Raw genomic sequence first — 12,260 nt, 5'->3', positions numbered from 1 at the left:
CGTCGTGCGCGCGCTCAAGGGAATCGGCCGGCCCGTGGTCTTCATCGGAGATCCTGTCCCGGCCTACCAGGATTATTACGAAGCCTGCCGCCGCGAAGCCGGGGCGCAGATGCATTTCCTGGGCGGGCTGCCGCACGGCTCCGAGCTGCTGGTTTCCGCGTATGCGGCCTGCAATACGTTTCTGCTCGCCACCTGGCTGGAAACGCCCGGCCTCGCCGCGCTGGAAGCCGGGCTTGCCGGTGCAAAAGTCGTGATCACGGACCAGGGCGCGACCCAGGAATATTTCGGGGACCACGTGCTTTATGTGCGGCCCGACCGGCCGGACAGCATCCGGTCGCAGACCATGAAGATGCTGAGCGCGCCGCGCACGGACCGCCTGAAAAAGCACATTCAGGCGAATTACCTCTGGCCGCAGGCCGCGCGCCAGAACCTCGAAGTTTACGAGCAGGTCCTCGTGGGAAAGGTGCTGCATGAACAGACTGCTTGACCTGGCCCGCGACGGCGTCGAAAAAAGCGTGCCCAAGAGGATTTCCTGGCACCTGCTGTTTTTCACGGCGCTCGGCGCCACGCTTTTACAGGGGCCGTGGCTCTGGGCCGCGCGCGCGAGCTGGATCGTACTGGCCCTTCTCTTCATGGTCGATTTCCGCTTTGCGTTATACGCGGCGTTTTTCTTCAGCGGTTTTTTTCACCCCGCCGGTTTTCTCAAAGTCCTTCCGTTCACGCTCAAGCATTTTCACGTTGCGCTTTTCCTGAGCCTTCTCGTGCGGCTCATCCGCGGAGGTGTGTGGAGCGACCTCCGCTCGACACTGTCCGGCGCGCGCGCGTTTCTGCCGATCTTCCTCATCCTTGCCATCGGCGTTGCGGATTCGTTCATGCTCGATTATCCCGGTAAATCGCTGCGCATCCTGGCCAACCTTTTTCTCGTGCTGGTCCTGACCTGTTTTTTCATGGCGTTTCTGAAGGAGGAGCTGAGCCGTTCCGGGGATTTTTTCCCTCTGACGCTCGGGTTGACGTATTACCTGGGAAGCGTCTGCCTGCAGATCATCCTCGGCGTCGTGAATACCGCCGCCGGCACGTCTTTCCTGGATCTGACGCTCATCCACAACAATCATCTCGGCATTCTCTGCGCGCTGAGCGTCTTTTACGCCATGGCGCTGGAAGCGGCGGAAAAAGACAATGCCTTGAGGTCTGTGCAGTTCGGCATGATGGTGCTGATCTTCTGCGGGCTCGTGGCCTCGTGCTCCCGCACGGCCTGGTTCAGCTTCCTCGGCGCTTTTTTGCCGTTCTCCGTGCTGACGCGCGCCAAGGTGAAGGTCTTCAATCTCCCGAAAATCTTCCGCGTGCGGCGCAAATTCATCCTGATCCTGCTGGTGGGGATCGTGGCGCTCCTTTGCGCGGCCAACAACGACATCTTTTGCCGTGTCCGCAACCTGCCGCAGCTTCTGGATCCGGGTTATTGGCAGTACACGCTTCACGACAAACAGAATTTCGGCTGCCTGGGAATCTACCGGCTCCGCGACCTGCGCGTGCTGAAGCACATCCTGGCGGAGCACCCGGTGCTCGGCGTCGGATTCCCGCATTACATCACGGATTTCCACGGCCTTCTGTTCATGCTGCTCGGGGCCACAGGCGTGGTGGGCCTCGCGCTCTTTCTTTTCTTCATGCAGCGCCGGCTTTCGGGGCTTTGGAGCGTGATGTGGCTGCCGCAGCGGCGAGGCGTTTTTTTCTTGGAGATCGGCTGCTTTGCCTCGCTTCTCGCCTGGATGTTCTGTTCCCTCATGGAAACCTGTTTCCTTCAATTCTTTCTCTGGATTCACGTGGCCATCGCCTGCGTCCTAGCCGAATGCGTGCGCGCCGGTAAAACCGACGTGCCGCCGGAGCCTCCAGGCCCTTCGCCGCGGCTCCGCGGGGCGGCCCTGGAATACCTGATCGCGGAAAAGGGGCAAGACTCATGACGCTTCTCGGACAAAAGGAAACGGCGAAACTTCCGGCCCGGCCCCCGGCTTTTTTTGCGCTTCCAGGAAACGCCTTTGCCTTCGCGGTCGCGCTGGCCGTGGCCGCGTGGCTTGCGCTGCTGCTGCAGGGGCTTCCGGTCGCGGACATGGACGATTGGGACCGGCTGCTCATGGCTCACGACATCGCGTGGGGCCCGCTCCTCAAGAGTTTCTTCCGGCCCTGGAGCACCAGCATTCACTGGACCGGACAGGTGGACCGGTACAACGAGCTGTACAGCAAGCGCGTGTTTCTGACCGTGGTCCAGAAAGCCATCGAACAATTCTGGGGCATGCAGTCTTTCCCGCATTATTTCCTAAAGAGTCTTTTTTTTGCGGGAACGTCCACGCTTTTTTTCGTTTTCCTGCGGCGCGTCACGCGGTCGCTGCCGTTCGCCCTGGGCGGCACGTTTTTTTTCGTGCTTGTTCCCGCGCATTACCCGCACCTGATGTGGCTGATGGACGCGATCACGCTGGTGCATTGCCTGATCATGGCCGCGCTGGTCTTTGCCTTTCCGATCCTCAAGTCGTTTGACCGGCGTGATCCGGCCTGGAAACCTTTTCTCGCGCGCCTGGCCGCTTTTGCCGCGCTCGGATTCGCGGCCATGAAAACCAAAGAACCCGCGCTGAGCCTGCCGCTCGCGCTCGGGCTTTACACGGTGCTCCGGCTCTTCGACTGGAAAGACCAGAAGGGGAAGCTGGCCTTGTGGCTTGCGGTGCTGGCGTTCCTGATCTTTCTGGACGTGCCCGTCCTTCATCTTTTTGACGCGGGCCAGCAGCATTTTCATTTCCGTCCGGAACGCGTCCTGCGCTTCCTCTGGCGCAACTACGGATGCGGCTATCAGGACGAAACTTCGCCCGCGCTTTTTTCCCTCCAATACGTCTGGCCCGTGTCGGTGGCGCGCACGTTCGGCTTTGCCTTTCTCTGGCTGCTGATTTTTTCCGGGGCCGCGGCTTTCCTGCGCCGCGGAAAAATCGCCGCGGAGAAACCCGGGTTGCCGGTTCTGTTTTTTGCCTGCTGGGCGCTCGGCGAAATCCCGTTCATGATTTTCTTCGAGCCTGACCCGCGCTACTTCAGCGGCATGATGATCCCGCTGACGGTCCTGGCCGTGCTTCTTTTCCAAAAGGCGTGGCAGGGAATGGCTCCCGGCGCGCCGCGGAAAATCTTCGCCGCTGTCCTTTGCGCGGCGCTCGCATGGACGCTGGTGCTGGACCTGAAAAGCATTCTTTGGCTCCGGCTGCAAATCGGACAGCGCGTGCACCGGCTCTACCACACCGCGGACACGATTTACCGGGACCGTTATCCGGACATCCCGTTCCGCCTGCGCGACCTTGCGCTGTATTACTGTTCGGATTACGTTCTGAACCATCCGCGCCTGGAGCAGGATACCTTTTTCGTGGGTATGGGCTATGAGGACTGGAACCGTCTGGGCCCGAACGCGGGCACGATCGAAGACTTCGAACGCTTTGCCAAACAGGGCTACGTTTATTACGCCAACGACATTCCGGATCCGTTTCGCGGTGATCCGCGCGTCAAGGAATTGGCGGCTCTCAGCGGCGTGAACGAAGGCAGCGCTCTCGAGCGGCTGATCTACGCCGTTAAAAAGAAGCCCGCCCCGTTCTTCATTTATAAGTGGGTGGGCGCATGACGCGCCGCGTGCTTCCGTCGCGCCCGCAGGCGCAGAACTTTTTACTCCTCGCCGTTGTCCTTCTTTTCCTTTTGGGCGTGAGCGAACTCGTGCTGCGTAAACTCTATCCCGAAGCGCCGAAGCCGCAAGCCGCGGCAGGCTGGGCCATCATTCCGGAATCCAGCTGGATCGAGTACGACGCCACGCTGGGCTGGACCCATCAACGAAACACGTCCTCGTCTTTGAAGAAAAACGGCCAGACCGTGCCGGTCAGCCTGAATTCCAAAGGCTATCGCGGCACCCGCGAGTACGCGGACTACAAGAAGCCCGGCTCGTTCCGGATTCTCGCGGCAGGAGACAGCTTCACGTTCGGCTTCGGCGTTCATGACAACGAAACGTTTCCCGCGCAAATGGAAGCGCTCGATCCTTCGCTCGAGGTGCTGAATCTCGGCGTGGCGGGCTATGGCGTGGACCAGATCTACCTCAGCGCGCAGCGCGAGCTTTCCGAAACGCATCCCGACCTGGTGCTCATCAGCGTTTACCCGGAAGATTTCTGGCGCGCGACACGCGCGTTCAATGATGCCGGCTACGGAAAGCCGTATTTTAGCCTGAAGGACGGCGCCCTGGAGCTGCGCCATGTTCCCGTGCCGCGGGACAAAAATTTTTCCACGGTTCAGTTCCCGGACCTCATCGGAAAAAGTCCGCTGGAAAAATTCCTGATGAATAGCGCGCTTTACCGCGTCACGCTGAAAGCCATGATCCGCCTGCAGAAAATGCTGGGCCTGGAAGATCCGGACTCCAGCCCGGAATGGGTGCTCGGCCGCGTGATCCTGAGCCACATGGTCCATGACCTGAAACGGGCCGGCGTTCCCGCGGTGCTCGTCATCGTGCCGCCGCAGCGCTGGCTCACCGGGACGGTGGAGCCGGTCCGGGATTCCATGCTTCGGTTTGCGAATCGGGAAGGCATCGACGCCGTGGATTTGACGCCTGTTTTCCAAAAAGCTTTCGCTGAAAAGCCGGCCGCGCATTGGTACATTACGGATGATCTCCATTGGACCGCGGCAGGCAACCGGCTCGTGGCGCAAACGCTCGTCGATTATTTAAAAAACAAATCTCTCCTCAAGGCCTCATGAAAACACTGGAACCCCGCAAGTCCGGATCCCTGGAAAGCATGGCCTTCGATCTTTTTCTCCTGGCCGCGGGTTTTATTTTTTTGACCGGCGGCGGCTTCTTGATCCAGGGCAGGCTCGCGGACCTGGCCGGGCAAAAGCCCTGGCTGCACCGCGGCGCGGTATCGGCTCTCACGCTCCTGGTGCTCGTCTGGGCCGGTCTCCGTGAGGCGGCGGTGCAAAACGGTAAAACCCGGCGCAGTTTTATTTTCTCATGGCTTGCGTCTCTCAAACTCACACCGGCCAGCTGGACCCTCGTGCTGTTTGCGCTTTCCGCGGAGGTTTGGGGGGCTTCGGCCTGGCTGCGCCACGACGTGCTGCACAGCTCTTTCGACCTCGCGATTTTCGCGCAGGCGGTTTGGAACACCGCGCACGGCGCTTTCCTTTATTCTTCCATCAAAGGGGGCATCTGCCTGCTCGGCGATCATTTTTCGCCGCTGCTCGCCTTGTTCGCGCTTCCTTATGCGGTTTGGCCCGATCCGCGAAACCTTCTCCTTCTACAGGCGATCGCCGCGGCCAGCAGCATCTTCCCGGTTTATCTCTTGGCTCGGAAAAAATGTCCGGCTCTGGCGCTTTCCTTCGCGGCCGCGTTTGTCCTGTACCTGCCGGTCCGCAATGCCGTGCGCTTTGACTTTCATCCCGAAGTCGCGGCCATGCCGCTTTTTCTCTGGGCCTATTATTTCCTCGACGGCGGCAAAACGCGCAAGGCGTCGCTGTTTTTGCTGCTGGCCTTGTTGTCGAAAGAGAACGCGGCGCTTGTCACGTTTGCGCTCGGCGCCTATGCGTTCTGCTTTCTTCCCGGCCGCCGGTCCTTTGGCCTGGGATGGATGGCCTTCTCCGCCGTTTATTTTTTTGCCGCCGTCCGCTTCTGGATCCCGGCCTTCTCCGGCCAGGATTACGCTTACCTTTCCGGAAATTTCATGGCCTGGAAGGATCAGGGGCTTTCCGCTTTGGCGCGGCAGCTTGCCAATGCGGGAACGGTTTCCTATCTCGCCAAGATTTTTGCGCCGCTCGGCTGGCTCAGCCTGCTCGATCCGCCGTCGCTGCTGCTGACACTTCCCATGCTGGCGCAGAATCTGATTTCGCGCAACGAGGCCACGCGCTCGATTTTCTTCCAATACACGGCTTTCCTCACGCCGTTTGTTTTTATTTCCGCCGTCGAGGGCGCGGCGCGGATGAAAAGCGCGCGCTGGCTTCCTTATTACGTGATCGCCGCCTCGCTGCTGTGCGCTGGCGTTTCAGAGCTTTACGTGATCCAGGTCACGCGTTCTTACGACAATGCCCACACGCGTCTTGTCCGCGATTACCTGCGCAAGATTCCTTCGAACGAATCCCTGCGCACGCACGAGTTTTTCGCGCCGCATGCGGCGGACCGTAAGGAGCTGCACATTTACGAGAACCAGCATCCGAGGGAAGGCGGATCCGCCCGCGCGCTGGCGGCTACGACGGTCGCAGTCGACGAAACACTGCTGGGGGAAAAGGCCGCCGCGGATTTCGCGCAGCTTGCGGCCGCGGGCTACGCGCTGGAATTCGAGTCCGGCACTTTTAAGGTCTTCCGCAAAAAGGAGGCGGCATGAGTTGTTCCTGCAAAGCCACGCGTCTGATCACGGCAGCCATCCTGGGATTTATCCTGATCACAGGCATCGTGGCGGCCGCGCGCGCGCATAAGGGCTCCAATGACTTCGACACCTTTTACGCGGCGGGGAAGGCGGTGCTCACGCACCAGGGGATTTACTACCAGGGCGAATATTATGGAACGCCCGGCAACAAAGGGCCGTTCCTTTATTCTCCGGCCGCGGCCTGCTTTTTTGCCGCGTTCGCGTTTTTTCCGATCTGGCTTGCCGCGTTTCTCTTCAACGCGCTCAACGTTTTCCTGTATGGCTGGTGCCTGAAAAAAAGCGGCCGCCTCCTGGACATGCCGGGAGGATTTTCAGCCGAGTCCCTGAAGCCGTGGCGCGAGGGGCTATATTTCGCGATGCTCTTCCTGCTCCTGCTCGACAACCTGATCATGGCGCAGGCGAACATCCTGGTCTTCGCGCTTTGCGTGCTGGCCCTTGGCCTTTATCAGGATTCCAAAAACTTCCGCGCCGGATTCGCGCTTTCCGCCGCGATCCTGCTGAAAGCCACGCCCGCGCTGTTTTTGTTTTATTTTCTGTTGAAGCGGCAATGGAAAGTGCTGGGCGGGACTCTGGCCGGGCTGGCGGCTCTGACAGTCCTGATTCCCACGCTTATTTTCGGCCCCGGTCAAAACAGGGTCTACCATCGCCAATGGCTGGGCAGGATTATCAAGCCCACGCTTGTCACGCTGCAGGCGAAGCGGGAAAAGGACGACGGTCATCCGCTGAAAAAATCCGCGGAGCAGATCCGCTTCGAAGCCTTAACAGCCAAGCTCACGGAGAAAAACCAGTCGCTCGAAGGCGGGCTCACGCGCCTTTTACTCAAAGACCGGAACCGGTATGCGGACGAAGGCTCGTATCCGATCCAGGCGGCCACGCGTTATCGCAAACTTCCCGTTCTTTTCGGAGGCATCAAACTCGAGAAGCTGTCTCTTTTGACCACCGCCGTGAAGGGTCTGATGTTTCTTTGTCTTCTGGCGCTCTGGACGTCTCAAGAAAAAAATCCTCGCGCGCTGCGCGGGGCGCTCGAAATCTCCCTGGTTTTTCTCAGTATGCCGCTGCTTTCGCCCGTGGCGCGCAGCCATCAATTCGTGGTCTGGGCCTTTCCGTTTTTGGCGCTCATGGGTGCGGGAAGGCGCGCCGAGCCGCTTGCCCCGGCGGGTATTTCCGCGGCGGCGCGCGCGGCCTGCGTGATTTATTTTCTGCAGATGCTTCCCTACGGAAAAGCCGCGGGCATGGGGACCTGGGCCAATGTCGTGCTGTGGGCCGCCTTTGTCTTCTGGACGCTGAGGTCGTCGAAAACGCATTTTCCGAAACCTGAATCTCAGGAGCCGCATGCCCGCCTCCATTCTTGAACCCTACCTGAAAAAGCTGGACGCCTGCCCGCTCTGCGGCGGCCGCGAACGAAAACACCTGTATGAGCTCGAGCATACGCAGGTCTACAAATGCGCCTGCGGCCTGAGTTATCTCGATCCCTGCCTGGACCCGGCGGGCATGGCCGCGGCCTATGAGTCTTCCGAAACCCTGAAAGCCCTGAATGAGTTTCATGACGGCTACTACGAATACGGAAGCCTGGACACAGAGACGAAGACGCTGCAGGAATTCAATGCCAGCCTCGGGCTTTTGGAAAAACATGGCGGCGGCTGCGCGCGGCGGCTCTTCGAAGTGGGGTTCGGCAACGGCCTTTTCCTCGCGCTGGCGAAAAAAAGAGGGTGGCAGGTGGACGGCATCGATACGAGCCGCACGAATGCCGAACTCGCGCGGGAAAAATTCGGTCTCCATCTCAAGACCGGCTTTTTCGAAGCTTTGGATGCGTCGGGCGAAAAGCCTCAGGCCGCGGCCATCCTGGACGTGATCGAGCACGTGCCGGACCCGCATAAAATGATCCGCAAGGCGCATGAACTTCTGGCTCCAGGCGGCCTCCTCCTCATCGCCACGCCGAACGAAGCGAGCTTCCTGCGCCTGCTTTCGGATCTCGTTTACCGCCTAAGCGGCGGGAAGATCAAAACCGGCATCAAAAAAATCTATTTCCTGGAGCACGTCACCTATTTCGACCGAGCGAGTCTGACGCGGCTTCTGGAGCAGAACGGTTTTCAGCCCGTGGAACATTTTTATTCGAGCACGGACCTGGCCAAGTACCGTTTGAATCCGCTGGAGCGGCTGGCAGGGGAAATCATCATCCTTTTGCAGAAGATCTTCCGCCGGCAGAACCGGCTGCTCATGGTCGCGAGGAAGAAATGATTTCCAAGCTCAAGCACGCCTGGACGAGCTGGCTCAGCCGTTATCCGCGGCTCGACCGGCTGCTGCGCTATGGCCGGCCGCGCCAGTATTGGCAGAACAGGGGAGGCCAGCATTATTTCGAGGAGCAGGAAGCGGCGGCCGACCGGACGCGGCGGAGCGAATTCCTGGGCGGGGAAATCCAGAAGCTGGAGTATGCCGCGTTCCTGGAAATCGGCTGCGGTTACGGCAAACAATTGCAGCGTGCCGCAAAGCCCGGCGCGCTTGTCGCGGGGATTGATTTCAGCCGCCCGCAGCTTTTGAAGGCGCGCAGCTATTTGCAGGGCGCGCGCTGTCTTGCGGAAGCGGACGCGGAGCGTCTGCCGTTCCGGGACAAAAGCTTCGATGCTGTTTTTTCTTCGGCCGTGATCCTGCATAACGATTACGAAAAGGCCCGCAAAATCCTGGCGGAGATGATGCGCCTCAGCCGCCGGTACCTGATCCACAACGAGGACACGGACATCACGTTTTCAAGATACGGCTATGATTTGCAAAAGACCTACGCTAAAATGCGCCTGCGGATCGTGACGTCATGCCCGATCGAAAGCGCGCCCGACCCGTCGATTACCCAATTCACCGTAGCCGAGCTTCCGGCGCCGGATTTCCAGGTGCCGCCGGAACAAATCCCGTTGCAATACCATGAAAAGTAAAACCGAGATCAAAGCCCGGCGTTTGAGCCGCAAGAAAATCTACCGGGGCTACTGCTTCGATGTTTTCCTGGACCGCGTTGTGTGGCCCAACGGCCAGACGCTCGACCGCGACCTTCTCGTGCACCGCCACGACATCAGCGTGATGGTGCCCGTCCTCGACCGCAGCCGCCTCATCCTGATCCGCCAGTACCGCTACGGCGCCGAAAAATACCTCTGGGAAATTCCGGCCGGCACCATCGGGCCCAAGGAATCCGCGCTGGCCTGCGCCAAGCGCGAGCTCGTCGAAGAAATCGGCTACGCGGCCAAGCGCTGGAAGAAACTCGCCGCGGTCTATGCCTCTCCCGGCTTCAACACAGAGCTCATCCATTGCTTTGCCGCCGAAGGATTGGTCCAAAAGAAAATCGCGCATGAAAGCGATGAAATCATCCAGGCCCGGGTTTTTACGCGCGCGCAGGTAAAGGCCATGATCCGTTCCCGCGAAATTCAGGATGCGAAAACCCTGCTCGCGCTTTTTTATTTCTTCGGAGGCGCGGCATGAGCACAAACGTCATTGCCATCGACGGCCCGTCGTATGTCGGGAAAAGCAGCGTGGCCCAGGCGCTCGCGCGGCTCCAGGGCTACACCTTTGTCAACACGGGGCACATGTACCGTTCGGTTGCCAAGCTCTGCATGGATAACCGTGTCGCGCCGGAGGCCCGTGAAGACGTGGTTCGTGCGGCGCGCGCGGCCAAAATCCGTTTCGAATCCGGGACCGCGACGTTCCGGACTTACGTGAACGGAGAGGACTGGACCGAAAAGCTCGATCATGATTCGATTGTCCTGTTCGCCTCCAAGATTGCCGTGATCCCGGAATTGCGGGACCACCTCACGCAGCTGCAGCGTTCCTACGCCCGCGAGCAGACCATCGTCATGGAAGGACGCGACATCGGCTCGGTGGTGTTTCCGGACGCGGTGTGGAAGTTTTACATCACGGCGTCCGCGGACGTGCGCGCCAGGCGCATGTTCAAGATGATGACGGATGCCGAGAAAAAAGCGGCGGGCGATTACAAAAAGCTCCTCCCGAAAATCGACGAGCTGGACGAAGCCGACCGCAGCCGGAAGATTGCGCCCCTGCGCCGAGCGGAAGACGCCATTGTCTACGACAATTCGGACAGCCCCGAGGCGATGCAGGACGCGCTGATCCTCCAGTACTACATCACGCATGGCGCCGAAGTCGTGGAAAACGCCGCGCTGCTCGCGCGCCGGGTGGAGGCCTGATGGAAAGCCTTCAGGAGCTCAAGGCCATTTGCCAGACCACGGCGAAAAAAGACGTTTCCAACGTCTACATGCGCTACGTCAGCCGCTCGCTGTCCATTTTCCTGACGCGCGCGCTGATCCCGACGGCGGTCACGCCGGACCAGGTGAGCTTTGTCATGATCTTGACCGGACTGCTCTCGGCGGTTTTCTTTCTTTGTCCGGACAAGATCGTTTTTTTTCTCGGGACGCTGGTGCTGCAGTTCTGGTACATCCTGGATTGCGTGGACGGCGAGCTCGCGCGTTACCGCGATTACGTGAAGCGGAAGGAAATCACGAAAGAAAAATCCGACCTGCCCATCACGGGCGGCTACTGGGATTATCTCAATCACTACATCGTGCACGGTTCGACCGCGCTTGGGCTCGGGTATGGGTATTTCGCGAAGACGGGATCCCATTTCTGGCTTTTCTGCGGTTTCGTGATGTCGCTCGCTCAGACGATGCTGCTGGCGGTCCACGATACCAAGTCCCGCGCCTTTGTCGGCAAGCTGACCAAAATGGGGAAGACGCATGACGTGATCGTCAAAACCGTGGGCGCCGGCGCTCCGGAACAGCCCAAGCAGCACAGCCTTCCCAAGCGGATTTTCATGATCGTGCACTATTCCGGCACATTTCCGACCGTCATGAATGTGATCACGCTGGCCGCGCTTCTCAGCCTCTTCGGCAAAGGGGACTTTCGGGCGCTCCTGCTTCTCTATTACGCCGCCGCCTCCACGGTTGTTTTTCTGGGGCTTGCGGCCAAGAATCTCAAGGACCGGGGCGTGGACCGGGATTTCGATGCCCTCTTTGATTTCCGCCCCAAGGTCTGACGATTTTGACTAGTTTTGACATAAGATAATACTTCTTGACCTCCTCGGTCCGCGCTTCTATTATAGGGCCCTCTTACGGCATCTTAGGAGCTCTCATGGAAATAAAAGAAATGACGGTTTATACGTCCAAAGAAGTTCAGGAAATCCTCAAGATCAGCCCCTCCACGTTCATGCGTCTCATGAAAAAGGGGACCTTAAAAGCCACAAAAATTGGGGGCCAGTACCGGATCCTCGGCAAAGACCTGCTGACGGCCATATCCCCCGCCATTGTCTCCGAAAGAGAGAAAGCCTCGACCTATGAAAAATAACGCGCCCGTGATCACGGAAACCAAGATCAACTGGAAAGACAAAGTCGTGCTCATCACCGGAGGCACGGGCTCTTTCGGGAAGAAGTTCACGCAGATCATGCTGGACCGCTACCGCCCGAAGAAGCTGATCATCTTCAGCCGCGACGAGCTCAAGCAGTTCGAGATGCAGCAGCAGTTCAAGGACCCTTGCCTGCGCTTTTTCATCGGCGACGTGCGCGACCGCGACCGCCTGAACCGCGCGCTTCACGGCGTGAACATCGTGGTCCATGCCGCGGCGCTCAAACAGGTGCCGGCCGCGGAATACAATCCCATCGAAGCGATCCGCACGAACGTTCTCGGCGCGGAAAACGTCATCAACGCCTGCATCGACCAGGGCGTGGAAAAAGTAATCGCGCTCAGCACGGACAAGGCCGCCAATCCCATCAACCTCTACGGCGCCACCAAGCTGTGCTCGGACAAGCTCTTCACCGTGGCCAACAATTACTCCGGGACCCATGCCACGCGCTTCAGCGTCGTGCG

General features: G+C 59.4%; 13 protein-coding genes. All 13 read left to right on the top strand.

From position 1 onward, the window contains the following. Positions 1-487 (top strand): glycosyltransferase (locus tag VL688_12135; protein HTL48799.1); only part of this gene is annotated, 487 nt, incomplete at its 5' end. Next, positions 471-1,955 (top strand): hypothetical protein, encoded by a 1,485-nt coding sequence (locus tag VL688_12130; protein ID HTL48798.1) that lies wholly within the window; start codon positions 471-473, stop codon positions 1,953-1,955. The genes VL688_12135 and VL688_12130, both read left to right, overlap by 17 nt. Further along, positions 1,952-3,640, top strand: coding sequence for a hypothetical protein (locus VL688_12125; GenBank protein HTL48797.1), 1,689 nt, complete (start codon positions 1,952-1,954; stop codon positions 3,638-3,640). Before VL688_12130 ends, VL688_12125 begins: the two co-directional genes overlap by 4 nt. Beyond that, positions 3,637-4,752, top strand: a complete 1,116-nt coding sequence (locus VL688_12120) for an SGNH/GDSL hydrolase family protein (GenBank protein ID HTL48796.1) — start codon at positions 3,637-3,639, stop codon at positions 4,750-4,752. Before VL688_12125 ends, VL688_12120 begins: the two co-directional genes overlap by 4 nt. Next, the gene (locus tag VL688_12115; GenBank protein HTL48795.1) at positions 4,749-6,365 is read left to right on the top strand and encodes a DUF2079 domain-containing protein; all 1,617 of its coding nucleotides are present in this window, start codon (positions 4,749-4,751) and stop codon (positions 6,363-6,365) included. Before VL688_12120 ends, VL688_12115 begins: the two co-directional genes overlap by 4 nt. Continuing rightward, a complete protein-coding gene (locus VL688_12110) occupies positions 6,362-7,759 on the top strand; it encodes a glycosyltransferase family 87 protein (GenBank protein HTL48794.1) in 1,398 nt (465 codons plus the stop codon). Before VL688_12115 ends, VL688_12110 begins: the two co-directional genes overlap by 4 nt. Further along, positions 7,740-8,645, top strand: a complete 906-nt coding sequence (locus VL688_12105; GenBank protein ID HTL48793.1) for a class I SAM-dependent methyltransferase — start codon at positions 7,740-7,742, stop codon at positions 8,643-8,645. The genes VL688_12110 and VL688_12105 overlap by 20 nt, the downstream gene beginning before the upstream one ends. After that, on the top strand, positions 8,642-9,331 hold the full coding sequence (locus VL688_12100) for a class I SAM-dependent methyltransferase (GenBank protein HTL48792.1): 690 nt from the start codon (positions 8,642-8,644) through the stop codon (positions 9,329-9,331). Before VL688_12105 ends, VL688_12100 begins: the two co-directional genes overlap by 4 nt. Further along, positions 9,321-9,869: an NUDIX hydrolase gene (locus tag VL688_12095; GenBank protein HTL48791.1), complete on the top strand. Its 549-nt coding sequence runs from the start codon at positions 9,321-9,323 to the stop codon at positions 9,867-9,869. Before VL688_12100 ends, VL688_12095 begins: the two co-directional genes overlap by 11 nt. Then, positions 9,866-10,588 carry a (d)CMP kinase gene (gene cmk, locus VL688_12090; protein ID HTL48790.1) on the top strand — a complete coding sequence of 241 codons (723 nt, stop codon included), beginning with the start codon at positions 9,866-9,868 and terminating at the stop codon, positions 10,586-10,588. The genes VL688_12095 and cmk overlap by 4 nt, the downstream gene beginning before the upstream one ends. Then, positions 10,588-11,433 (top strand): hypothetical protein, encoded by an 846-nt coding sequence (locus tag VL688_12085; GenBank protein ID HTL48789.1) that lies wholly within the window; start codon positions 10,588-10,590, stop codon positions 11,431-11,433. Before cmk ends, VL688_12085 begins: the two co-directional genes overlap by 1 nt. Positions 11,434-11,528: 95 nt before the next feature. Then, positions 11,529-11,741 (top strand): helix-turn-helix domain-containing protein, encoded by a 213-nt coding sequence (locus VL688_12080; protein HTL48788.1) that lies wholly within the window; start codon positions 11,529-11,531, stop codon positions 11,739-11,741. After that, a partial coding sequence (locus VL688_12075; GenBank protein HTL48787.1) for a polysaccharide biosynthesis protein occupies positions 11,731-12,260 on the top strand: 530 nt, incomplete at its 3' end. The genes VL688_12080 and VL688_12075, both read left to right, overlap by 11 nt.

The organism is Verrucomicrobiia bacterium (assembly GCA_035495615.1).
GTDB lineage: Bacteria > Omnitrophota > Omnitrophia > Omnitrophales > Aquincolibacteriaceae > DATJFP01.
This window is presented reverse-complemented; position numbering and strand designations above follow the sequence as displayed.